The 21,795-nt window shown below is 62.0% G+C and carries 21 protein-coding genes; 9 read left to right on the top strand and 12 right to left on the bottom strand.

The window, feature by feature from the left end:
- Nucleotides 1–117: 117 nt before the first annotated feature.
- Entirely contained in the window at nt 118–1,044 is a 927-nt protein-coding gene (locus tag RA302_RS00945; RefSeq protein ID WP_166501622.1) for a cation diffusion facilitator family transporter, read from the top strand.
- Between the two features lie 154 nt (nt 1,045–1,198).
- Nucleotides 1,199–1,744 (top strand): ferritin, encoded by a 546-nt coding sequence (locus RA302_RS00940; RefSeq protein ID WP_024487904.1) that lies wholly within the window; start codon nt 1,199–1,201, stop codon nt 1,742–1,744.
- Here the strand turns inward: RA302_RS00940 and RA302_RS00935 are convergent.
- From RA302_RS00935 to RA302_RS00920, 4 genes are read right to left on the bottom strand one after another with little or no spacing between them, the layout of a single operon-like run.
- A complete protein-coding gene (locus RA302_RS00935) occupies nt 1,741–2,559 on the bottom strand; it encodes an alpha/beta fold hydrolase (protein ID WP_003944129.1) in 819 nt (272 codons plus the stop codon). The genes RA302_RS00940 and RA302_RS00935 overlap by 4 nt on opposite strands.
- Nucleotides 2,560–2,612: 53 nt before the next feature.
- Nucleotides 2,613–3,527: a DUF5926 family protein gene (locus RA302_RS00930; RefSeq protein WP_024487903.1), complete on the bottom strand. Its 915-nt coding sequence runs from the start codon at nt 3,525–3,527 to the stop codon at nt 2,613–2,615.
- 11 nt (nt 3,528–3,538) lie between these two features.
- The gene (locus RA302_RS00925) at nt 3,539–4,303 is read right to left on the bottom strand and encodes a glycerophosphodiester phosphodiesterase (RefSeq protein ID WP_019746370.1); all 765 of its coding nucleotides are present in this window, start codon (nt 4,301–4,303) and stop codon (nt 3,539–3,541) included.
- The gene (locus RA302_RS00920) at nt 4,300–5,259 is read right to left on the bottom strand and encodes a DUF4328 domain-containing protein (protein ID WP_166501621.1); all 960 of its coding nucleotides are present in this window, start codon (nt 5,257–5,259) and stop codon (nt 4,300–4,302) included. The genes RA302_RS00925 and RA302_RS00920 overlap by 4 nt, the downstream gene beginning before the upstream one ends.
- Nucleotides 5,260–5,674: 415 nt before the next feature.
- On the opposite strand from RA302_RS00920, the gene RA302_RS00915 reads away from it, so the two are divergent.
- Both RA302_RS00915 and RA302_RS00910 read left to right on the top strand, forming a co-directional pair.
- The gene (locus RA302_RS00915) at nt 5,675–7,456 is read left to right on the top strand and encodes a hypothetical protein (RefSeq protein ID WP_166501620.1); all 1,782 of its coding nucleotides are present in this window, start codon (nt 5,675–5,677) and stop codon (nt 7,454–7,456) included.
- 16 nt (nt 7,457–7,472) lie between these two features.
- A complete protein-coding gene (locus RA302_RS00910; protein WP_166501619.1) occupies nt 7,473–8,402 on the top strand; it encodes an LLM class F420-dependent oxidoreductase in 930 nt (309 codons plus the stop codon).
- A 15-nt stretch (nt 8,403–8,417) separates the two neighbouring features.
- Here the strand turns inward: RA302_RS00910 and RA302_RS00905 are convergent, their stop codons facing one another.
- From RA302_RS00905 to RA302_RS00895, 3 genes are all read right to left on the bottom strand, one after another.
- The gene (locus RA302_RS00905; RefSeq protein WP_223257952.1) at nt 8,418–9,014 is read right to left on the bottom strand and encodes a hypothetical protein; all 597 of its coding nucleotides are present in this window, start codon (nt 9,012–9,014) and stop codon (nt 8,418–8,420) included.
- Between the two features lie 111 nt (nt 9,015–9,125).
- The gene (gene msrA, locus RA302_RS00900) at nt 9,126–9,839 is read right to left on the bottom strand and encodes a peptide-methionine (S)-S-oxide reductase MsrA (protein WP_020905733.1); all 714 of its coding nucleotides are present in this window, start codon (nt 9,837–9,839) and stop codon (nt 9,126–9,128) included.
- Nucleotides 9,778–10,956, bottom strand: coding sequence for an acyltransferase (locus RA302_RS00895; protein ID WP_020968085.1), 1,179 nt, complete (start codon nt 10,954–10,956; stop codon nt 9,778–9,780). Before RA302_RS00895 ends, msrA begins: the two co-directional genes overlap by 62 nt.
- 260 nt (nt 10,957–11,216) lie before the next feature.
- Here RA302_RS00895 and RA302_RS00890 point away from each other — a divergent pair, with 260 nt between their 5' ends.
- Nucleotides 11,217–11,840 (top strand): superoxide dismutase, encoded by a 624-nt coding sequence (locus RA302_RS00890; protein WP_003944189.1) that lies wholly within the window; start codon nt 11,217–11,219, stop codon nt 11,838–11,840.
- On the opposite strand, the gene RA302_RS00885 is transcribed toward RA302_RS00890, so the two are convergent.
- The 4 genes from RA302_RS00885 to RA302_RS00870 all read right to left on the bottom strand — a co-directional run bounded on the left by RA302_RS00885 (nt 11,841) and on the right by RA302_RS00870 (nt 16,463).
- Nucleotides 11,841–13,187, bottom strand: a complete 1,347-nt coding sequence (locus RA302_RS00885; RefSeq protein ID WP_166501618.1) for a hypothetical protein — start codon at nt 13,185–13,187, stop codon at nt 11,841–11,843. It lies immediately after the preceding gene.
- A 44-nt stretch (nt 13,188–13,231) separates the two neighbouring features.
- On the bottom strand, nt 13,232–14,380 hold the full coding sequence (locus RA302_RS00880) for an AI-2E family transporter (RefSeq protein WP_020905730.1): 1,149 nt from the start codon (nt 14,378–14,380) through the stop codon (nt 13,232–13,234).
- Nucleotides 14,370–14,942 (bottom strand): HdeD family acid-resistance protein, encoded by a 573-nt coding sequence (locus tag RA302_RS00875; RefSeq protein ID WP_019746361.1) that lies wholly within the window; start codon nt 14,940–14,942, stop codon nt 14,370–14,372. The genes RA302_RS00880 and RA302_RS00875 overlap by 11 nt, the downstream gene beginning before the upstream one ends.
- Nucleotides 14,943–15,098: 156 nt before the next feature.
- Nucleotides 15,099–16,463 carry a DUF1254 domain-containing protein gene (locus RA302_RS00870; RefSeq protein WP_166501617.1) on the bottom strand — a complete coding sequence of 455 codons (1,365 nt, stop codon included), beginning with the start codon at nt 16,461–16,463 and terminating at the stop codon, nt 15,099–15,101.
- Between the two features lie 165 nt (nt 16,464–16,628).
- Between RA302_RS00870 and RA302_RS00865 the strand changes: the two genes are divergently transcribed.
- Together RA302_RS00865 and RA302_RS00860 are read left to right on the top strand one after the other, a co-directional pair.
- Complete coding sequence (locus tag RA302_RS00865; protein ID WP_019746359.1) at nt 16,629–17,156, top strand: hypothetical protein; 528 nt, start codon at nt 16,629–16,631, stop codon at nt 17,154–17,156.
- 292 nt (nt 17,157–17,448) lie between these two features.
- Nucleotides 17,449–18,162: a TMEM165/GDT1 family protein gene (locus RA302_RS00860; RefSeq protein ID WP_019746358.1), complete on the top strand. Its 714-nt coding sequence runs from the start codon at nt 17,449–17,451 to the stop codon at nt 18,160–18,162.
- Nucleotides 18,163–18,165: 3 nt separating this feature from the next.
- On the opposite strand, the gene RA302_RS00855 is transcribed toward RA302_RS00860, so the two are convergent.
- On the bottom strand, nt 18,166–19,185 hold the full coding sequence (locus tag RA302_RS00855; protein WP_069146685.1) for an Lrp/AsnC family transcriptional regulator: 1,020 nt from the start codon (nt 19,183–19,185) through the stop codon (nt 18,166–18,168).
- 99 nt (nt 19,186–19,284) lie between these two features.
- Here RA302_RS00855 and RA302_RS00850 point away from each other — a divergent pair, with 99 nt between their 5' ends.
- Together RA302_RS00850 and RA302_RS00845 are read left to right on the top strand one after the other, a co-directional pair.
- Nucleotides 19,285–20,493, top strand: coding sequence for an MFS transporter (locus RA302_RS00850; protein WP_166501616.1), 1,209 nt, complete (start codon nt 19,285–19,287; stop codon nt 20,491–20,493).
- Between the two features lie 27 nt (nt 20,494–20,520).
- Nucleotides 20,521–21,783 (top strand): amidohydrolase, encoded by a 1,263-nt coding sequence (locus RA302_RS00845; RefSeq protein WP_166501615.1) that lies wholly within the window; start codon nt 20,521–20,523, stop codon nt 21,781–21,783.
- Nucleotides 21,784–21,795: the final 12 nt, after the last annotated feature.

Raw genomic sequence — 21,795 nt, 5'->3', positions numbered from 1 at the left:
GATGACAAATGAAGGTCTACGCCGCCACCTTAAAACTATGTTGCATAGTTTTTAAGACATGCACTATTGCGCATATATGCATATATGTCTAGGCTGACGTCGACGAAAGGACCTTCGATGTCACACGGACACGGGCACGGAATCTCTCCCGCCGAGGCTGCGACCAGCAACAGCGGCAAGCATGTCAACAAACTGTGGATCGCCGCCGGCCTCGGGTTGGTGACGTTCGTGCTGCAGGTGACGGTCGGCTTCTTCACCTCGTCACTGGCGCTGCTTTCGGACTCGGCGCACGTGTTCACCGACATCTTCGGCATCTTCATGGCGCTCGCCGCGATCCTCGTCGCACAGCGCGCAGCACGGCGCCCGGATCGCACTTTCGGCATGTACCGCACGGAAGTGTTTGCGGCACTGGCCAATGCGATCCTGCTCTTCGCAGTCGCCGGGTGGGTGCTCTACGAGGCTGCCAGCCGATTCTCGGATCCGCCCGAGGTTCCAGGCCTCCCCGTCGCGACAGTCGCCGTCGTCGGTTTGGCGATGAACGTCATCGCCTTCCTGATGCTCCGCAGCGGCGCGAAGGAAAGCATCAACATCCGCGGCGCCTACCTCGAAGTCATGGCGGACATGATCGGGTCCATCGGCGTCCTCGTCAGCGGCTTGGTCACGCTCGCTTTCGGTTGGCGCTACGCCGACCCCGTCATCGGCGTCGCCATCGGCCTTTTCGTCTTGCCGCGCGCCTTCAACCTGGGCCGCCATGCGGTCCGCATCTTGCTCCAGCAGGCTCCCGATCGCATCGACGTCACCTCGATACTCGAGAAGATCAACACACTCCCGGGAGTCGTCGACGCGCACGATCTGCACGTCTGGACACTCACCTCGGGGATGGAAGTTGCTTCCGTTCACGTCACCGCGGCCAGTGACGCCGATCCCACTACGGTGCTCGCGGCCACCCAAACCTTGCTGGCCGAGGTATTCGAACTGGAGCACGCCACCGTGCAGGTGGAACTCCAGGGAAGTGACGGTAAATGCACGGAACTCGCCTGGTAAAAAGGACATTCCTAAATGAAACATTCGCTTTCGGGCCAATGGATAACCGCACCGAATTCGAAAAGAAATTAGGTCTTCTTTAGTTTGGGAACGCTTACCACAATAAGGTCAGACTGGGATGACAGGGCCTCTGACCTGCACTATCTTGGAATTCATGACTTCTGGGGAGACTCACATGACCAAATTCCACGCACTACTCCGAGACCAGATTCGCAACGAGTTCAACGCTTCGCATCAGTACATCGCGACAGCGGTTTACTTCGACAATGCGGACCTGCCACAGCTGGCAAAGCACTTCTACAAGCAGGCTGTGGAAGAGCGTAACCACGCCATGATGATCGTTCAGTATTTCCTCGATCGCGACATCAACGTCGAACTCACCGGCGTCGACGCCGCGAAGGCCGACTTCAAGGATGCCCGTGAGCCGATCGCTCTCGCGCTGACGCAGGAGAAGACGGTCACCGAGCAGATCGTCCAGCTCGCGAGCACTGCCCGCGAAGAAGGCGACTACCTCGGTGAGCAGTTCATGCAGTGGTTCCTCAAGGAGCAGGTCGAGGAAGTTGCCAGCATGACAACACTTCTCACCATCGCGGACCGCGCAGGCGCCAACCTGTTCGACCTCGAAGACTTCGTGTCCCGCGAGATGAGCACCGTCGGTGACACCACCGGTGCGCCGAACGCAGCAGGCGGAACCATCTAGCCTGCAGCACTCACGGATTTTGCCCTCGAGCCGAACGGTTCGCTTCCTGCCAGCAGGATCGAACTGATCAGCTCGGGGGCATCTGTCATCGGCACGTGCCCCAGTCCGGGCAAAACCATCAACTTCGCCTGCGGGAACGGCTTTTTCACGCGCTGCGCTTGGTACACGGGCAGAATGAGATCGCGTCGACCCCACGCAACCGTCACCGGCACAGTGGGATCCACGATGGGCGGCAACACGAAGTCCATCTCGAGACCGAGATCGACGAGTTCGTTGGACACGAGCGAACGGCAGTCGGCCAACGCCGCCGCATAACCGACATGACTCGGATGAGCGAAGAACGCGGCGAGCGCCGGATAGCGAATCAGCTTGTACCGCAATGCGCGTGGCAGACCATCGCCCATGAGCTTGGCCGTGCCGCGCAGTGCACGGAACGTGTTGATCGCCCGCACCTGATCGAGGTGATTGACAAAGAACCCGGCCGGCGAAAGAGCTGTCGCCGACGCGACGTCTCCGCGCGCGGCCAGCGAGAGTGCAATCCATCCGCCGAGTGAGTTACCGGCGACGTGGGCGCGCTCCCCCGCCGGAGTCACTTCCTTGACGAACTCACTGACGTCGTCGATCAGCTGTCCCATGACGTCCGGACCGAGTTCGGGCAGCAGAGACTCTCCGTGACCTGGCAGGTCGACCGTGACCACACGGCGATACGGCGTCAGCTGGTCCAAAAGCGAATCCCACGCCTGCCGTCGATGGACGATGCCATGGACGAGCACAAGCGTGGGACCGCTACCGGAGATGTCGTGCGACAAAGTCATGCCGCCAACATTAACCGTAACTTTGCGTAACGCCTATAGTTCTGGCGAAAAAATCAGCGCAGCGTGACCTGGCGTCCGCGCAGGCCGTCGCGCGAGCGCAGCTCGGCCGAGTTCAGTGGAGCGTCGACGGCCAGAGCCTCGGCAAGACGCTCACCGAGCTCGACGGTTGCCGCTACCCACTCGTTTGCATGCTTTTCGCGGTCGAGGTCGAAGACGGGGACCAACAGGCCGTGGGTGCGGAACGAGCCTGCGTAGCGCGAGCCCTCACCCAGGTGCAGTCCACCGGTCGCGTGCACGCGCGCCAACGCGAGCATCAGGTCGTCTTCGCTCTCGGGGCGAACCCAACGCAGGTGCGCCTTCTCGCCGGCGTCGACCCACCACGCGGCAACGAGGCCGTCGCCTTCGAGGCGTGCAGAGGGCATGATCGCCGAGTTGGCGTGCTGCACGGTGGCGGCAACCTCAGGATCGGTTTCGACGCCTTCCGGAATCCACCAGTTGAAGTTCTGGTGCACCGTGATGTCGAGCAGAGCCGATGGATCGACAACCTCGGTGACGGCGGGTGTCTCGGAATCGGGGTTCGCGGCAGAAAGCGCGTCGCCGGGGGCCGCGTCCTTGATCCAGTTCACCGAAGCGGCGAGGTCTGCGCCGAGGTCGGCAGAGTGCGCTTGAACCTGGACACCGACAAATCCGGTGGCCGTCTCGCCCTCGTCGCGGACGAGGGCGGCAACAGCGCCGGGGAGGACCGTCGCCAACGTGACGGGACGGTCGGAGCCGATGACCGGCAACGGAGCCGTGGCGGACGGAACGAATTCGCGCAGCGCGACCAGATCGCACTCGGCGGCAAGGCCCTCGAACGGGCGGTTCACTGCGCCGGCAGCGGCTTCACGCTCTGCTTGGCGTGCCGCCAGCTTCTCTGCGCGTGCGCTGCCCTGCTTCGGTCCACTGTTTCTTTTGCTCTTCTTGGCCACGAGGGCAAAATCTACACGCTGCCCAGCCATTGCTTCGTGCGCCCGGGATGGTTGGTGGCCACCCAACTGACCCCGAGCTCACGACACAGGTCCACATCCGCCTTGTCGTCGACGGTCCAGCAGTACGTCGCGCGACCCGCAGCGGCAGCCCGATCGACCAGATCGGGATGTTCGCGCAGCGCCTTGATCGACGGCCCGATCGCCGTGGCGCCGACAGCCGTCGACGCACCACCGCCGAGGTATCGCGACGCGTCACCGAGCAGGACCGTCGGCAGCAGCGGTGCCGAACGACGCACTCGCCAGACCGCAGTAGCCGAGAAAGACATGACCACAGCGCGAGAGTGATCGGCCGACGGCGGCGACGCGATCCCGAAGCGGTGCAGTTCCGCGAGAAGTTTTGCTTCGACCAGGCCGCCGAATCGCACTGGGTGCTTGGTTTCGATGAACAGCTTCACCGGGCGCGCGAAATCCAGGGCGAGGGTGATGAGGTCGGAGAGAGTCAGCAGTTCGGCCGGTTCGCTCGTCGACCCGTAGTCCAGAGCGTTCAGCGAATCGAGCGTCATCTCGCTGACGATCCCCGTGCCACTGGAGGTGCGATCGACCTTGCGGTCGTGAACGCAGACCAGGTGCCCGTCGCGGGTGAGGCGGACGTCGCATTCGAGCCCGTCGGCACCCTCCTCGAGGGCCAGTTCGTAGGCGGCGAGGGTGTGCTCCGGCCGCGCAGCCGACGCACCTCGGTGCGCAACGACGAGTGGACCTCGACGATCTGGGCTCACAGGGCAGCGGTCTCCTTCTCGTCCAACTCCGTCTTCTCTTCCAACACCGAGCGCGGCACTGGCACCCATCGAGATTCCGATTCGGGTTCGCCGCGCCAACTCTTGCGCTCGATCCGTCGGATCACGACGAGCGTCAACGCCGCGGTGACGGCTGCGACCAATGCGATGAACGCGTTCAGCAGAACCCCGTCGGCCATTGCCTGAATCCCCGGGCGTGATCGCCAGTACGCGTTGACCACCAGCAGCAGAGCGCTGAATCCCCAGAAGCCCCACCAGATCTTCACCAGCAGAGTTCCGCGCGGATCGCGGCGGACCAACTCGAAGAGATAAACGGCCGGCATCACGAGGTTGAGGATCGGCACAGCGCAGCCGACGACAACTTCCGACGCTGTGCGCGGATCGGATTCACAGCCACCTGCGAAGTGTTCACGACGCCGACGAAGCAGCCAGCACACACCGGCGACAGCCGCGAAGACCGAGATCAGCAGTCCACCCAACTGAGTGAAGTACACGGCGGCGTCGGAGACCGTGAGAAGCCACTGCGGGATCAGCGTGGTGCGGTTACGCACCAGGATCGCGTACCTGCCCAGTTCGGCGAACACAGCGAGTCCGTAGAGGATTGTCGCGAGTGTCAGCAACGGCCCGACTCGGTCGGCCATCCGGTCCGCTCGCGAGGGCGGCACCGGTGAGGTGTCGACGATGTCCTGGAGTCCCCACTGCGGGACGGCGTCGTAGCGCGGGGTGGTGAGGCTACGACGCACTGGTGCGTCCCCCACGCCGCGTGGGTCGGACGGTGAGCGCGCGATCCAGCGGAAGCCACGACGGTTGGGTGGTTGGTAGATCTCGGTGCGGGTGGGGATCAGCAGGACGCCGCTGCAGCGCGGGCACCACTGCGTTGGGCCGCCGACGACAGGCCATCGTGCGGCGCACCGGGCGCAGACCTGAACGACACTCACAACTTCGATTCTGTCACGCCGTATCGGTAACGGCAGCAAATGGATTCACTCCCGATTTGTGATCGAACCTCCACCCCGTTCACCTGCATTGTTCGAATAATGTGACCTCCGCCACTTAAAAACTCGAGTTATCCACAGTTTCCACAGGTTCATCCACAGTTCTGGATGAATGAATCGGGCTTTATCCACAGGTCACGGGCAAGACCCTGAGAATTTGCTGACAGGTGTTAGCGAACGATGCACAGGCTCGAGGATGAATTTGACACCGCAGGTCAGTGAACTTTTGGGCGTCGGCGTCATTTATCCCGGCAAAGTTCACAATCCATTCAGAAATTGCTTCCGAAAAGACAGAAAAGACCGTTATCCCCTTTTTGGGGGAAGTCGGTTTTTGACACACCTGGAAGCATGACCGTCGATGACTTCTCCACAGCCCGAGCCAACTCTGACGTTCACCCCGAAACGGGTCGCGCAGCTCGCGTTCGTGTTGATCGGATGTCAGCTCGTCATTCGCGCCTGGGTTGCCTCGAGCAATTACTTCTACTGGGACGACCTCATCCTGATGGGCCGCGGAGGACGCTTCCCTCTCTTCTCGAGCGAACTCCTGCTCTACGACCACGACGGTCACTTCATGCCCGCGGCCTTCTTCTTCACCGGGTTGATCACCCGCATCGCGCCGTACAACTGGGCGCTGTCGGCAACGCTGCTCGTCATCGGCCAGGCCGCGGCGTCGTTGGCGCTTCTGCGCACTCTTCGGTTGGTCCTTGGTTGGCGACCGGCGCTATTGATTCCGCTGATCCTGTATCTCTTCGTCCCGCTGACCCTTCCGTCGTTCTCGTGGTGGGCGGCCGCACTCAACGCCTTGCCGCTTCAGATCGCGCTTGCCTGGGCGTGTGGGGACGCGATCAAGCTGTACCGCACCGGGCATGTGCGCTACGTGTTCTCGGGCACCGCGGTTTTTGTCGTCTCTCTGCTGTTCTTCGAGAAGGCAGTGCTCGTTCCGTTCGTGGCACTCGCTTTTCTGGTGCTGTACTTGCGCACACAAGGTGAAGGAACGCCGATACGAAGTGCGGTCACGAAGTGCCGACGCCTGTGGACGGCCTGCGCCGCCGTGCTCGCGATCTGGATTCCGGTGTATCTGACAACTGTCGAATCTCCGATCACCGGCAACGGCCGTTCCATGTCCACCGAACTGCTGCATCACGGCACGTCTTTGGGGATGCTTCCCACCCTTCTCGGCGGCCCCTGGCGCTGGGAGCGGTGGATCCCCAGCCCCGCCTGGGCCGATCCGCCGACGGTCTTGGTGGCCGCGGCCTGGGCCGCGCTGCTGACGACGGTCGTGATGACCGTGCGTGCCCGACGCGGCGCTGCCTGGATCTGGGCCGCCGCTGCGCTGTACTTCCTGGCCTCTGTCGTGGCGATGACCGCTACCCGATCCGACGCCGACACCACGTACGAGTTGGCGCAGACCTTGCGGTACTTCACGGATTCGGCGACGGTGTTCGCCCTCGCCGCCGCTCTGATTCTCGGTGCACCTCGGCGGCGTCCGGCCCGGATACCCGTCGCAGTCGCCGCCGGCCTGTCGGCGCTCTTCGTGGTCAGTTCGCTCGTCTCGACCGTCACGTTCGTCGACATCTGGCGCGAGAACCCGACTCGCGACTACCTCGCCAACGCGCGAATGTCGTTGTCACAGAATCAGGATGCTCCACTGCTCGAGCAACCCGTCGCGATCGAAGTGCTCCTTCCCGTCGCCTTTCCGAACAATTTGGCAAGCAATGTTCTCGCGCCACTGCCTGATCGCCCCGAATTCTCTTCCAGCACTCCGATTCTGCGCACCATCGACGACAGCGGACGGATTGTCGACGCCGAAGTGACCTGGACGAGAAGGATTCCCGAAGGAGCAGCACCGAACTGCGGCACCCGTGCCGAAGGCCCGACCGAACTCCCCCTCGACGGCCCCCTGGCCGGCTGGGAATGGACGGTGCAGCTCAATTACCTCGCGAGCACCGACGGAACGATCGATGTTGCGTTGGAGTCCGGCGACGCAGTATCGGTACCCGTGACGCAGGGTTTGCACTCGGCATTCGTGCGCCTGGTCGGCCACGGAAACAGTGTGAAGATCACGCCGACAACGCCGGGACTGACGCTGTGTTTCGGCGCCGGACAAGTCGGTGCCGTCGTCCCGACCTCCGCAAAATAGTGGCAGAGTAGAAGTCATGGAGCTGCGTATATTCACCGAACCCCAGCAGGGCGCTACCTACGAACAACTACTGACTGTTGCCCAGACCGCCGAAAAACTCGGCTACGGCGCATTTTTCCGCTCGGACCACTATCTCGCCATGAATTCCGACGGCCTTCCCGGGCCCACCGACGCGTGGATCACGCTCGCCGGAATCGCCCGCGAAACATCCACCATCCGCCTCGGCACTCTGGTGACGTCGGCTACGTTCCGTCACGCCGGACCGCTGGCCATCTCGGTCGCACAGGTCGATCAGATGAGTGGTGGCCGCGTAGACCTCGGCATCGGTGCCGGCTGGTACGAGGAAGAGCACCAGGCGTACGGCATCCCGTTCCCGGCGCTCAAGGATCGCTTCGAACTGCTCGAGGAAACTCTCGACGTAGTGACCGGCCTGTGGCGTACGCCGGTCGGCGACACGTTCGACTACGACGGTAAGCACGTGCAGATCAAGAACTCTCCCGCGCTTCCCAAACCGCACCAGGTCGACGGTCCGCCGATCCTGATCGGTGGCACGGGCAAGAAGAAGACTCCGGCGCTCGCCGCTCGGTTCGCGAACGAGTTCAACATCCCGTTCAAGTCCCTCGCGGAAACGAAGGACATCTTTGCGCGGGTTCGTCAGGCTTGCATCGACATCGAGCGCGATCCGAACGAATTGGTGTACTCCAACGCTCTCGTCCTGTGCTGCGGCCGCGACGAGGCGGAGATCAAGAAGCGCGCCGAAGCGATCGGACGCGACGTGGACGAGCTACGTGAGAACGGTCTGGCCGGAACACCTTCGGAGCTGGTCGAAAAGATCGGCACTTTTGCCGAGGCCGGTTCACAGCGCGTGTACCTGCAGACTCTCGATCTGGCCGATCTGGATCATCTCGAACTCGTCGCAAGCGAGGTCATGCCCCAACTGCAGTGAGGAAAGGTCCGGGATCTACAGCGCGTTCGCGTCGAGGAACGCGCGTAGGTCTCGGTCCCACTGGGCCGAGCGGGAACGATCGAGAAAGACCCGCACCAGCATGAACGCGATGACCAACAGGGACATCACGCTGAACCAGGTGAAAACCCCGGTCACCACGGCTGCGACGTCGGCAGCACTCTGTGTGATCGGAGCTACGGTCTTGTCGCCGTGATCGTTGACGTAGATGGGGACCTCGGTGCCGACGGGCGTCGCCGAGTCGACAGTGACATCACCCGTGTGAACCTCACCGTTCCAGTTCCATTGCGCGCTGGCCATTTCGGTGGTCGGTGCAATGTAATCGGCTGTCGAGGGGGTGGTCTGCGTCGAGTCTGCAGTCGTCGTCGCCGAAATGCTGTGTAGTTCGGCGGATTGTTTGGCGATCAGTGCGTTCTGGCTCGAAGCCGTCGCAGCCCCTGCCCATACCGCGAGAGGCAGCAGAAGAATCGCGAAAATGATCAGACCGAAGGACATGAATCCTTCGATCCGATCACTGCGGCGAACCATCGGATCGTGGCCTACATGAATGGTGCGTCGGAGCAGCGACGCAGTTCCTCGCGTACTACCTGACATTATTAGCTCAGTTCTCTCGACGACACACTCTTACATCGAGATTCCCTTTGTTTCGATCTAGTTGCAAGTGTTAACGAGCTGAATCACATGTGTCCTCCAACACCTGTCCAGTTATTCACTCGGCGGAAGGATGTCCGTCTGCGCCGGAACCTGATCCTGACGGAGCAATCCGACCGGGCAACTGACGCCGGTGGCATGCACCGGGCAGTAGCCGCCGGGGTTCTTCGCCAAATACTGCTGGTGGTAATCCTCCGCGTAGAAGAAGTCGCGCAGCGGACCGATTTCGGTGGTGATCGCGCCGTATCCGGCTTCGGCAAGTCGTTCACCGAAAGCGACGGCCGACGCATGAGCGATTTCTTCCTGCTCGGCGGACGTCGTGAAGATCGCCGAACGGTACTGCGAGCCCTGGTCGTTACCCTGACGCATCCCCTGCGTCGGATCGTGGTTCTCCCAGAAGTGCGCCAGGATCTGCTCGTAGGAGATCACTGCGGGATCGAAGACCACCAGCACCACTTCGGTGTGACCCGTACGTCCGGAGCACGTCTCTTCGTACGTCGGGTTGGGAGTGAAGCCTCCCGCATAACCCGCAGCGGTTGTGTACACACCGGGAAGCTGCCAGAACTCCTTCTCGGCGCCCCAGAAACAACCCATCCCGACGACGACGGTCTGCAGTTCGGCCGGAAACGGCGGCGTCAACGGATGCCCGTTGACGTAGTGCGCGGTAGGTACCGGCATTTTCTGCTCTCGCCCGGGCAGGGCGTCCTCAGGCGCGATCAGCGTGGATTTTGCGGACGCTCGTCCCAGAATGTCGTCGTACCAGCTCATGCTTCGATGCTACGCGCGAGCGGCTGTTTCGCCACGCCGTGACCGCACGGGCGCCGGGCAGCTCCACCCACCGGTAGCCGATTTCTGCTACCGCGGCCGTTGCCAGAAGGAACAGCGCGAACGCCAGCGTCGGTCCGACGTACAAAACGGTGTTCTCGACAACGCGGTACAGGATCAGGGTGTGCACGAGATAGATGATGTAACTGCGCGTCGAAAGCCATTTCACCACCGACCAGCGCGTCGGGACACCGTCGTAGCGGCCGATGAGAACTACCGCTGCGGCGACTACCGAAATGGTCCACAGGTAGTGCTCGCCGGCCCAATAGACGCGGAACTGGGTCGCCACGATGATGACGTGCATCTGAACGAGGACGGCAACGATCAGCCAGCGGCCGGGAGCGAGCTTGGCCCACGCGAGGTACATGATCTGACCGAGGAAGACAGCCGGCAGCGTCGCGGCGATCTTGGACAGCATCGGCACCGTGTACGGCAACGGCGCGTAGACGTTGTAGAGCAGCACCAATGAGCACAGTGCTCCGCCCGCGAGCGGCATGACGATTGGACGCAGACGCAGTATCGGTCGAGCCGCGACGCAGGCGAGATAGAAGAGGAACTGGACGGTGAGCGTCCAGGTCACTCCGAGAACCGCTACCTCGGGCTTGAGAAAGAATCCGCCGAGAAAAAAGCTCATCAATGCTTCGGTATCGGAAATACCTTCCTGACCGCTGAACATTCCGTTGATTCCGAGGCGGACCAGAAGAATGGCAATCGCGGTTGCCACCCAGAACGCAGGCAGCAGGCGGCTGAATCGGTTGGTCAAGAACTTTCCGGGGCCGTCACGAATCGCGGACCGCGTCACCAGAGCGCCGGTCAGCATCATGAATACCGCGACGCCGACAAAAGAGAGGTGCTGGTTGAGTTCGGCAGGCTCGATCAGAACGCCGTAAACGACGTCGATCACCCACCAACCCGAGCCGAGATCGTCGATGACGTAAAAAGAGATGTGGGAGTAGATCACGGCGGCAACCGCCAGTGCTCGCAGCAGGTCAGCGCCCGGAAGATTCACCCGAGGCGCGGCCGCCTCTGGTGATTCCGGGAGGAAAACTGGTGCGGGCATCGCGCAAGTTTAAGGTTCCGTTCACCTTTACGACGAATTTGCGCATATTAGCTTACCCTTAGATCCGACTAAGTTCGGTTAACCAAACTTTATTCTTTGGTGATTACTACCTGAGCCGGACTGTTGCGGACGGTGTACGAATGTTATTGGGTGGAAACCCGAAGAATGATTTGCACATACGCGAGTGACGTCACGCCGTGACCGGTGATCGACGCACTCTAAAGCACCAGGGCTCACCAGCCCGCAAAGAAGGGACCCTCGTGTCTGTTTACACGCTGCCGGAACTCCCCTACGACTACGCAGCCCTCGAGCCGCACATCTCGGGCAAGATCATGGAGCTGCATCACGACAAGCACCACGCGGCTTACGTTGCCGGCGCCAACGCTGCACTCGAGAAGCTGGCCGAGGCTCGTGAGAACGACACCATCGCAGCGCAGGCCAACCTGCTCGAGAAGAACCTGGCGTTCCACCTCGGTGGCCACACCAACCACACCGTTTTCTGGAACAACCTCAGCGCTGACGGTGGCGACAAGCCCGAAGGCGAGCTCGCCGCAGCGATCGACGACAACTTCGGTTCGTTCGATCTCTTCCGCGCTCACTTCTCCGCGAACGCCAACGCCATCCAGGGCTCCGGCTGGTCCATCCTCGCGTGGGACTCGATCGGACAGCGTCTGATCATCGTCCAGCTCTACGACCAGCAGGGCAACATCTCCATCGGCCTCACGCCGCTGCTGCTCCTCGACATGTGGGAGCACGCTTTCTACCTCGACTACCAGAACGTCAAGGGCGACTACGTCAAGGCATTCTGGAACATCGTCAACTGGAACGACGTTTCGGCTCGCTTCGACCGTGCACGTACCCAGACCGCAGGTCTGATCGTCTAGTCACAGCTCTTCTTGCGAACGGCGGCGCCTCACCAGGGGCGCCGCCGTTCGCGTCAGCAGAGCGCCACCGAGCAGGACCGTCGTGGCTCCGAAGACCAATGCCAGTGTGCGAGTTCCGGAGTCACCACTGTTCGCGCTGGTCTGATTCACGGCCACCGGATCCGACAGCACCGAGGTCAACTGAACCTGCTGCGGAGTGGTCATCGCCGGAATACCGGATTTTGCGCCGTCGAGGCCCGTGACCAATGACTTGGCGATCCCTTGCAGCGTCGTGAATCCCTGGGTGATCTGATCGGTCACGTCGCCGAGCATCTGCGGTGCCTGATCGGCGATGGGGATGAGTCCGTCGTTCAATTGTCCGGCAGCACTGCTCAGTTGATCGCTTGCGCCTTGCAGCTGCCCGACAGCGGTGCGGACTAGATCACCGAGCTCCGTATCGGGTCCGACCGAGCCACCCAACAGTGCCGGAACGCTGCCCAATTGCGCATTCAGCGCACCGAGATCCGAACTCACACCGGCCAGTTGCGCTGTCACGTCGGGCGGGATCGGAAGGCCGTTCAACGCAGTTTGCAACGTGTCGATCCGTGTCTTCAATTCCGCGGTCGACGACGACGCCTCCCCCAGCGTCAGGCCCAGTGAGTCAGCGCGCGTGGCCAGCTCTTCCGCCGACCCCGACGCCTGATCGACCACGCCGGATACCTGGTCCGCCACGCTCATCAACTCCAACGCTCCCGAGCGTGCGGTCTCGAGATACGGCAGCAGAGTGCCTGCGCCTGCCTTCACCTGATCGATGGACTTTCCGGCCTCGTTGGTGCCGGCGACCAGAATCTGTGCGGTGGTGAGGTTTTGATCGATCGAGCGCCGCGCGGCCGAAGTCTGAGCCAGCAAACCCTTGATTCCGTCCGCGCCGACCTGCGCCGATACGGCCCGAGTCAACTCGGCGGACTTCTCCGAGTCCGAGCCATTCACCGCCAGTTCGACACTGGCTTGGCGGGGATCAGTGCCGAACATCGACGCGACGGTTTCGCTGAAGTCTTCCGGCACCGTCAACGTCGCGAAGTAGTTCCCGCCGGGATTGTCGACCACCTGGAAGTCGAAGTCTTCGTTCTTGCCCAACGTGTCCACCAGGGTGTCGCCGGCCCGAAGTTCCTTGCCGTCGAGCGTGGTTCCCGCGTCGGCGTTCACGATCGCGACGGTGTTCGAGGAATCGGCACCGCCCGCGAAGATCACGAACCCGATCCCCGCCACCGCAGCCGCGACAATCGCGGCCACACCACCCACTGCCAGCCGTCGACCGAGGCGTGACGGCTGGCGGTGGGAGTTCTCGGTGGTGTTCTCGGCGCTCATGGGCGAGACGATAAAGCAACAACTTGTAGAAACACTGAGAAGTTCTAGGTGGGCGCCGGGGTCGGTTTCGCTTCTTCTTTCGGGTCTTCATCCGGTTCGGTTCGAGGACCACTGATCAGGATGTCCGCCCAGCGTGTGGCCGGGTCGATGTCGAGCAGGACGGCCTTCACCAGCAACGAGAGCGGAATCGCCAGCAATGCTCCGAGTGCTCCGAGAACCCACGCCCAGAAGACAAGCGAGAGGAAGGTCATCGTCACCGACAACCCGACGGCGTCGCCGACGAACTTGGGTTGGATGATGGACTGGATCACGAAGTTGATGACGGAGTAGACGACGATCACCCACAGCATCAGCCACGGCCCGCCCTGAAGGAGTCCCAGGAGCGCCGGTGGGATGACGCCGATGACAAACCCGATGTTGGGGATGTAGTTGGTGATGAAGGACAGTAGCGCCCACAGGACGGGCAGCTGAATGCCCATCAGCCACAGCGCGCCACCGTCGAGTACCGCCACGATGAGGCCGAAGACCGTCGAGACGACCAGATATTTGCGAGTGCCGGCGGCAAAGGTGGAGAGCGCGTAGGAGATTTCGGGACGTTGCTCGGACAGCACATTCAACCGTGAGCGGATACTCATGCCGTCGAAAGCCATGAACAGCAACAGCGCGAGGATGAACACCAGATCCGACAGAATGCCGAGCAGACCCTCCAGCCCACTTTCGAGTACGCCCACGACCTTCGTGAGATCGATACTGCTGAGTGTGCTTTGGATCTGTTCGGTGCTGACTCCGAAGTCGGCCAACTTGTCGCGGCCCTCGTTGAGGAGGTTGGTCATCTCCTCGGAGTATTGAGGCAGGATTGTCGCCAACTGGGCCGTCGACACGATCAACGACGCCGCCAACCCGAGCAGAATCAGGTACACGGTGACCAGTGAGCCGAGCATCCCGACCCACTTGGGCCATCCTCGTCGCTGTGACCAATCCTGAATGGGCTGAACGGCAATCGTCAGCACGAGCGCCAGGAATACCGGTCCGAGGATGCCGCCGAACACCTTCATTCCGCCGACGGCAACCACGGTGGCCGCGAGACCGAGCAGGACGATCAGACCGCGCGGGATCGACCAGTTCGCACTACCGGAAAGCGTGGGGATCGGAGCGGGAGCCGCGGCGGCCGGCTTGCCCTTCTTAGAGAACACCGGCTTCCTTTGCCCGGCTTCTGATCTGGAATGCGCCCACGATCATGAAGAGGCCGAACAAGATTGCGTACCAACCCAACAGCCAGATGAGGCTGATGATGCCTTCGCCTGGTGCGATCAGAAGGATGATGCCGAAGATGACCGCGAGCACCGATGCGGCGAGCAGCCATCCCCAACTGGATCCTGGCAGCGCTTTCATCTTGAAGGCGCCGACAATTCCGAAGATTCCGAACATGATGGCGTAGAAGGCAATTATGTACAGAAGTACCAGCGCCGTGATGCCTGGCCAGACCAGCGCGACGATACCGGCTCCCACCGAAACGACGCCGGTGAACACCCACCATCCCCACGAACTCAGGTGTTCGCGGTCCCGGATGGCTCGAACGAGCGTGATCAAGCCGTCGACAATGGAGTAGATACCGAACAGGAAAACCAAGGCCACCACGGTAATTCCCGGCCACACGAGCGCGATGATTCCGAAGATCACGCCGAAGATTCCGCGGATCAGGATCATCCACCAGATCTCTTTGCCGTACTGCACGAACGGATTCTGCGTGACCATCAGTAGCCTCCGAAGCAAGCGGGTGTCTCTGACCGATTCAACAGCTTTTCAAACAGGGCAATACCGACAGATCGTATGGCTATCGTGACCTTTCCGCCCATCGAAACGCGCGGCTGATACCGAGTTGTGCTCTTCGGGTGCGAAGCGAGGGGACTTTCAGCCCGCTTCCCGAATACTTGCTTCCCGAATACTTGCTTCCCGAATACCGGGCGCAGTCCACGATCCCGAAAGCACTGCAGCCTTCGGCCAGTACAGGCGCAGAAAGACGTTGAATTCACCGGACGGAGCCGGCAGCCAGTTCCGCTCCTTCTCGCCACCAGGCGACTCGTGCTGGAGATAGATGTCCAGCGAGCCGTCGTCGGCGAACACCAGATCACTTCGATCGCCGATGGCATATCGATCGATCGGGTTGTCCACGAAGTACTGTCGCTCGTTCATCATCGTGAGCGACCAAAATCCCTCGACCGGCGGGAGCTCGTCCTTCTCGAAATGAAGTACGTACTTCTTCTCACCGGTCAGAGGCTTACCGGCGACGTCGGTGGTGGCGTGCGGGTACACGGCATCTGCGTCGAGGTTGGCCCCGAAACCGAGCCAGACGATCAGAGCCCGCTGAGCGTAATGAGTCCCGTAATGCCCCAAGCCGCGGTGCATCGTCCAGCCGTTCTTCGGATTGCCTTCCGCCTCCTTGGCGATCTCGCTCAGCACGTCCATTCCGGTCCGCGCAGCCCGGTCGAGGGCATCACGCACCTCTTGCGGGCGCGACTTCCAGGGCAGCGAGGAGCCGATTCCGATGTCGGACAGCTGTTTCATCATCTCGGTATCCTCCGGACGCGGAGGATTGTCGTCGAGAAGTGCGTCGAGCGTGGTGAAGAAGGCCTCGCCGTCCATTGCGGCCACCTGGTCCACCGGCGGTGTGCGCGTGTCGACAGCAGAGTTCACCGGAACTTCTCCGGGCGTGTAGTCCTGCGGGTCACCCGTCCATTCCGACAGTGGTGTGAGTCGCGTCCGGTCCTGCAGGCTGTGCACTTCGGCCAGGTCTGTTCCCCCTGACGTCGCGTAGCGGGCGACTATCCAATTCATCGCCGTCGGCGACCGCAGCAGCGTCAAACCCTTGGGCACGTTGCCTTTCCAATTCGGTCCGGCCACCAGGTACGGCCCCCCGGTGCGTCCTACCGTCCGAGATCCCGGCACCGTGAAGACGTCGCTCCACGCGTCGAGGATGGGGACCAACCAGTACCGGGTGCCGAAGTCCGGCAGCGAGAGCACCTGCGGTTCCGTCGAGACGTCCAGCCACCCCGACGAGTAGAGAGTGTCCGCGTTCGGCGAGACGACATCGGTGAAGCTCGCGTCGGGCGTCGTACGCGCATAAGCGAACTGGTTGAGCGGGGCTTTCATCGCCACCGGGGTCGGCGTCGCCGTCATGACGTCACGCGATACCGCCGCAATCAACAGGGGATACCCGAAGATCCACGCCTGCGTTGCCAGGTCTTCGAGCCGAGAACGGTTCTTCGACAGAGTCATGCCTGCGCATACCACCGCTCTCACCAGCGCAAACCTGGCTGGCACTCTCCCTGTCTTGTGTGCCAGTACCGAATAGGTGCATATTTCGATTACCCAACGAGGTGTGCCGGACCGACGCATGCGCGTCAGACCGAGATTTGCCCCAGCACCGAGGGAGGAACAGAAATGAACAGAAACGAAGCAATAGGCATTTCTCCGTTCCAAGCCGCTGGGTCTTTGCAGGGTTTCGTCATTTCCGGCCGTTGGCCGGACACCACCCAGGAGTGGGCGCAGCTTCTCGCCCTGGCTGTCCGAGTGGCCTCGATGCCGGGATTGTTGCCGACGACGACGGTCTTCGGAGTGCGTGAGGACGTTCCCGAGGATCCGCAACCCGGCACCGTCGGTCTGGTGGTTGCCGAAGGTCCGGTGCTCGGCGATTTTGCACTGACACCCGGCCGTTTCTCCGACCATCAGCCGCCGGCACTGATCATGCTGCACCCGCCGTCGGAAACTACCCCCAGCCTGCCGGAATGCGAGGGAAGCGCGTCGGGGTGCGTACTACTGCCAGGACTTCCCTACCTGGGCTTGGAGCATCGTGCGGCCTGGGTGGAGGCAGAGCCGGACGGCACGGTCGTCTCCATGATCAGCCGCGTCGGCATCGATTTGATCAGCGATCCCGACACCGCTGTTTTGGCCATGCTCCTCGCTTCGTGACGGCCGCGGTAAGCGATAAGTTCGGACTCCCAAACTTGCTGTGCGCTTTGCCAATTCGTTTCAGGCGCGCTAACGTGGGGAGCAACGAAGGGGAGTAGCCCCCAATCGCCTGTGTCGACATACTGGTTCGACGCGCTCCGCCTGGTGCGGATCGCGAAGCACCCGGCCTGGCGAACCGAAGGTCCTGTGGCCTCGGTGGGCGAGACCTTCGGCCGGACAAGCGCACTATGCGCCTGCCCAGGCCGGAGGCTCGCATTTTTCCTCCGACCTACACCGACCGGAGGAGTAAACCTTGCTTGCCGCAATACTTTTGAGTTTTGGCGTCATTTTCGTCGCGGAACTCGGCGACAAGTCGCAACTGATGGCAATGACGTTCGCCTTGCGATATCGCTGGTGGGTCGTCCTCGGCGGAATCACCGTCGCCACCACCCTTGTTCACCTTGTCTCGGTCGCCGTCGGCCACTACCTGGGCGTCGCACTCCCCACCGCGGCAATCTCCATCGTCGGCGGTATCGCGTTCCTGATCTTCGGCCTCTGGACCCTGCGCGGTGACGATCTCACCGACGACGAGCAGAACAAGGCCGGTCGCGTCACGCGATCCGCCTTCATCGCCGTCGCGTCGGCCTTCTTCCTGGCAGAACTCGGCGACAAGACCATGCTCGCCACCATCACCCTTGCGACCGACAACGACTGGATCGGCGTCTGGATCGGGTCGACGGTAGGCATGGTGGCGGCCGACGCTCTCGCCATCATCGTCGGCTCGGTACTGGGCAAGCACCTCCCGGACGGATTCATCAAGATCGGCGCCGCGGTGCTGTTCTTCGTCTTCGGTGTCTGGCTGCTGCTCGAGGGCATCTTCCCCGACTCGTCGGCCGGCATCATCGGCGGTGGCGTTGTCCTGGCAGTGTCCGTGCTGGGTGCGCTGGCTCGGATGATCTGGAAGCGCTCCCGTGCAACCGACTCCGATACACACCTCGTCGACGACAATCGGACGCCGATCGACTGACGCTCAACGAATAACGTCGCCGGCGCCCCAAATCGCGACCGGGACATGACCTTCCGCCACTCCGCTCGGTCCGAGCAGCTGCCCGAACCGCTTCATCGGGTACAGCGAGACACGTCGATCGAGGATCCGCACACTACCGATTCGGCGGAGTCGATCCTCGACGACAAGACTCTGCGCGAGGGTGCTCAGCCACACGCTGATCAACATGTTCGCTGTTCCGGTAGTCGCCACCAACAATCTGATCTCCGGCCAACTCGACACAAGATTGCCGAGTTCGTCGGTGGAACCGTCCACAGCGACATCGAAGATCACTTCGAACGGTGAACCGACAGCCTGTTGCGAGACATCGCAGCGGAAAATCAACTGTCGCGATGCAGTCAGCTGGGCCAAGCGCCGTCGAATCGCAGTCTCGTTCGTTCCACAAATCGCGGCGAGACGCGCATAGCTGGCACGTCCGTCACGGCCGAGCGCCTCCAACAGGGCACCGTCGGACTCACGGAACACTGTCGGATCTGCCGGCGCCGCAGCGGTTGCCAGCTGAGCGCGACCTGCTTGCCCCAGAGCGCCCGGCTCCCAACTGAAGCCGTCTCGGTACACCTTCACCCCGACCCGGCTTCTGATCGACAAGATTCCAGGATCGGCAGCAAGGTGCTCACACACCAAGGCGTCCAAACTCTTCTGGTCGGCGGCCACAACTCCGACGAAGTACTCGTACTCACCTTCCGTCCTGGCCAACAGATAAGCGCAGGCCAGCTCACGTAACCGCTCCCCCACGTCGGCAACCGCATCCTGAGTGGTCCTGATCAGGAGATAGCCGAATATGTGGGTTCGACCGATTGCGACCGCGTTGACCCACGAATGACCGTTCGAGACGAGTCGACGCCACCGGCGGGCGATCGTCGTCGAATCCATGTCGAGCACCGAAGACAACTGCGTCCACGACGCGCGGGGGTTGAGTTGGAGTGCATTGATGATCTCCAGATCAGATTCCGCGATCACAAATGCGTCGGATTCCGGCTTCATCTGCCAAGTATTGCTGGATTACTGCATTACGGCCGGTGATCCCTGCCTGTTTGCCAAGGATATGTGAATCACTTCACAGGTTCACCACTTGGAGGCCCAGTGCTTCGCTCCACCAAAGTCACGGTCGCGCTGCTGTTCGTCGCCTACGCGATCGACTACATAGACCGGCTGGCGATCAACCTCGCCCTCCCTTTGCTCGGTGAGGAGTTCGATCTCGACTACTCCCAGCGTGGGTTGATCATCTCCACGTTCTTCATTGCATACACACTGGCCCAACTGCCTGGTGGACTGCTCGCCGATCGATACGGCGCAGTCCGGATGGCTCTGATCGGGTTGGTGGCGTGGAGTGTCTTCACCGGCCTCACTGCCCTTGCGTGGTCGTTCGGGACGCTTCTGGTTGTTCGCTTTCTCTTCGGTCTCGCACAGGGCGTGTTTCCGGCAGCCGCAGTAAAGCTGGTTGCCGAACGCAGCATCCCGGAGCAACGTGCCACCGCAACCGGATGGATGAACAGTTCCAACGCCGTCGGTACGCTTCTTGCCATTGTCGTTGCGGCAGCTCTTCTCCCGTTGATCGGCTGGCGCGGGATGTTTCTGGCCGTCGCGGCGCTCGGCGTACTCTCGCTCGTCAGCATCAAGTTGTGGCTCCCGCCCGCACTTCAGGCGGAGATCGACCACGGTCCGGATTCCTCCTGGGACAACATGCGCACCGTACTTCGCTCCCGCGCGATGTGGCTCTTCGCCTTGATGTTCTTCGGCTACGACTTCGTGATCTGGGGGATGTCGTCCTGGGTTCCGTCCTACCTCCATGACGAACGTGGAATCGCCCTCTCGAGTGCGAGCCTCCTTCTCATCCCGGCAACCGTGGTGGCCGCCGTGACCACCGTCATCGGCGGCCGAATCTCGGATCGGCTGGCAGGCAACAGCCGCATCGTCGTAGTGCCGTCCATGCTCGCGTGCATCGTGATGCTCGTTTCAGTTCCTTTCGCCTCCGACACGGCCTTGTTCGTCGTTCTCGTCACCCTCGGATCTGCCGCTGCCTCTTTCGCTTTCATGCCGTGTTTTGCACTCCCACTTCGTAGCCTGCCTTCTTCGGTGGTCGGAGCCGCCTCGTCGATGATCATTTTCGGCGGCATGGTCGCCGGGATTGTCGCGCCGCTGGTGTTCGGATTCATCGTGGACCATCTCTCCTGGTCAGCGGCGTTCGTATCGCTCGCGCTCGGGCCCGTCGTGGCGATCATCGCGGTAATGGCAGCGCCGCAGACCCGAGAAAAGATGCTGAACCTGGTGCAACTGAAAACCGCCAACTGATCATCACCAACCGAAAGAAGATCGACCATGAATCAACTGCTTTCGAATCTTGAATTCGGAGACCCGTCGCGGTTGCGAACCGTCGAGCCGCACTGGTTCGATCTGTACCGGGACCTGCACGCACACCCCGAGTTGTCCGGCAACGAAACTCGCACTGCCGCACTTGTTGCCGAAGAGCTTCGGCGGATCGGCGGCTGGGACGTCACGATCGGAGTCGGCGGCACGGGTGTCGTCGGTGTTCTCCAAGGGAGCAGCGGGCCGGTGATCCTGCTACGCGCCGACATGGACGCGTTGCCGGTCGCAGAAGACACCGGGTTGTCATACGCCTCCAAGACGGATGGCGTCATGCATGCGTGCGGCCACGACGTCCACGTCACCGCGCTACTTGCCACGTGCGCAGCACTTTCCGCGGATCCGACGTCGATCACCGGCACTGTTGTCGCGGTCTTCCAGCCTGCCGAGGAGACCGGGTCCGGCGCTCGTGCGATGGTCGACGACGGAATCTTCGACCGTTTCCCGCGACCGGACCTCTGCCTGGGACAACACGTGGGTCCGACTCCGGCTGGGATGCTGGTCAGCAAACCCGACATCTTGATGGCAGCATCCGACACGATTCGAGTGGTTTTTCACGGCCGTGGTGGACATGCGTCCTCGCCGTACGCGTGCATCGACCCCTTGTTGATGGCAGCATCTTTCGCGCTGCGCATTCAAAGTCTGGTCGCTCATGAAGCGGCAACCCCGACAGCACCGGTGCTCACGGTGGGAGCATTGCACGCCGGCACAGCTGCGAACATCATTGCCGACGACGCCGAACTACTACTCAGTCTGCGAACTTTCAGCGCATCGTCGCGAGAACACATGCTCGAATCTGTAGGCCGGATCGCTCGCGCAGAAGCGGACGGAGCAGGCGCCACCGAAGCGCCGGACGTTCATGCGTACAACGGCTTTCCGGCCACGGTCAACACTCCGGACGCAACGTCCACGGTGATGACCGACCTACGCCGGGCCGGATTGGGAATGCACACCCTGCTGCAACCACTTTCAGGCAGCGAGGACTTCGGAGTCTTCGGCACTGCTGCCCAATGCCCCTCCGTATTCTGGCATTTCGGCGGGACGGCGCTTCGGAGTTTCGACGAAAGAGCTCTCGCCGCACTCGCCGAGGGACGGATTCCTCCCGGCACACCCTCGAATCACTCACCGCGCTTCGCGCCGGATCCGGCCGCGGCACTACCCGAAGGTGTCACGGCTATGACTGCGGCCGCACTGGGCGCCCTTGCGCGAAGCGCGTGATTCCTACACATA

The organism is Rhodococcus sp. DN22, from assembly GCF_036669995.1.
Classification (GTDB): Bacteria; Actinomycetota; Actinomycetes; order Mycobacteriales; family Mycobacteriaceae; genus Rhodococcus_F; species Rhodococcus_F erythropolis.
This window is presented reverse-complemented; position numbering and strand designations above follow the sequence as displayed.

What these genes read in the sequence shown, in the direction of transcription:
- RA302_RS00910 (WP_166501619.1), top strand. Translation starts at nt 7,473, where the DNA reads ATGGAGCTGCGTATATTCACCGAACCCCAGCAGGGCGCTACCTACGAA.
- RA302_RS00875 (WP_019746361.1), bottom strand. Translation starts at nt 14,942, where the DNA reads ATGGTCACGCAGAATCCGTTCGTGCAGTACGGCAAAGAGATCTGGTGG.
- RA302_RS00870 (WP_166501617.1), bottom strand. Translation starts at nt 16,463, where the DNA reads ATGACTCTGTCGAAGAACCGTTCTCGGCTCGAAGACCTGGCAACGCAG.
- msrA (WP_020905733.1), bottom strand. Translation starts at nt 9,839, where the DNA reads ATGAGCTGGTACGACGACATTCTGGGACGAGCGTCCGCAAAATCCACG.
- RA302_RS00905 (WP_223257952.1), bottom strand. Translation starts at nt 9,014, where the DNA reads ATGTCAGGTAGTACGCGAGGAACTGCGTCGCTGCTCCGACGCACCATT.
- RA302_RS00885 (WP_166501618.1), bottom strand. Translation starts at nt 13,187, where the DNA reads ATGAGCGCCGAGAACACCACCGAGAACTCCCACCGCCAGCCGTCACGC.
- RA302_RS00940 (WP_024487904.1), top strand. Translation starts at nt 1,199, where the DNA reads ATGACTTCTGGGGAGACTCACATGACCAAATTCCACGCACTACTCCGA.
- RA302_RS00855 (WP_069146685.1), bottom strand. Translation starts at nt 19,185, where the DNA reads ATGAAGCCGGAATCCGACGCATTTGTGATCGCGGAATCTGATCTGGAG.
- RA302_RS00845 (WP_166501615.1), top strand. Translation starts at nt 20,521, where the DNA reads ATGAATCAACTGCTTTCGAATCTTGAATTCGGAGACCCGTCGCGGTTG.
- RA302_RS00935 (WP_003944129.1), bottom strand. Translation starts at nt 2,559, where the DNA reads ATGACTTTGTCGCACGACATCTCCGGTAGCGGTCCCACGCTTGTGCTC.
- RA302_RS00915 (WP_166501620.1), top strand. Translation starts at nt 5,675, where the DNA reads ATGACTTCTCCACAGCCCGAGCCAACTCTGACGTTCACCCCGAAACGG.
- RA302_RS00945 (WP_166501622.1), top strand. Translation starts at nt 118, where the DNA reads ATGTCACACGGACACGGGCACGGAATCTCTCCCGCCGAGGCTGCGACC.
- RA302_RS00895 (WP_020968085.1), bottom strand. Translation starts at nt 10,956, where the DNA reads ATGCCCGCACCAGTTTTCCTCCCGGAATCACCAGAGGCGGCCGCGCCT.
- RA302_RS00865 (WP_019746359.1), top strand. Translation starts at nt 16,629, where the DNA reads ATGAACAGAAACGAAGCAATAGGCATTTCTCCGTTCCAAGCCGCTGGG.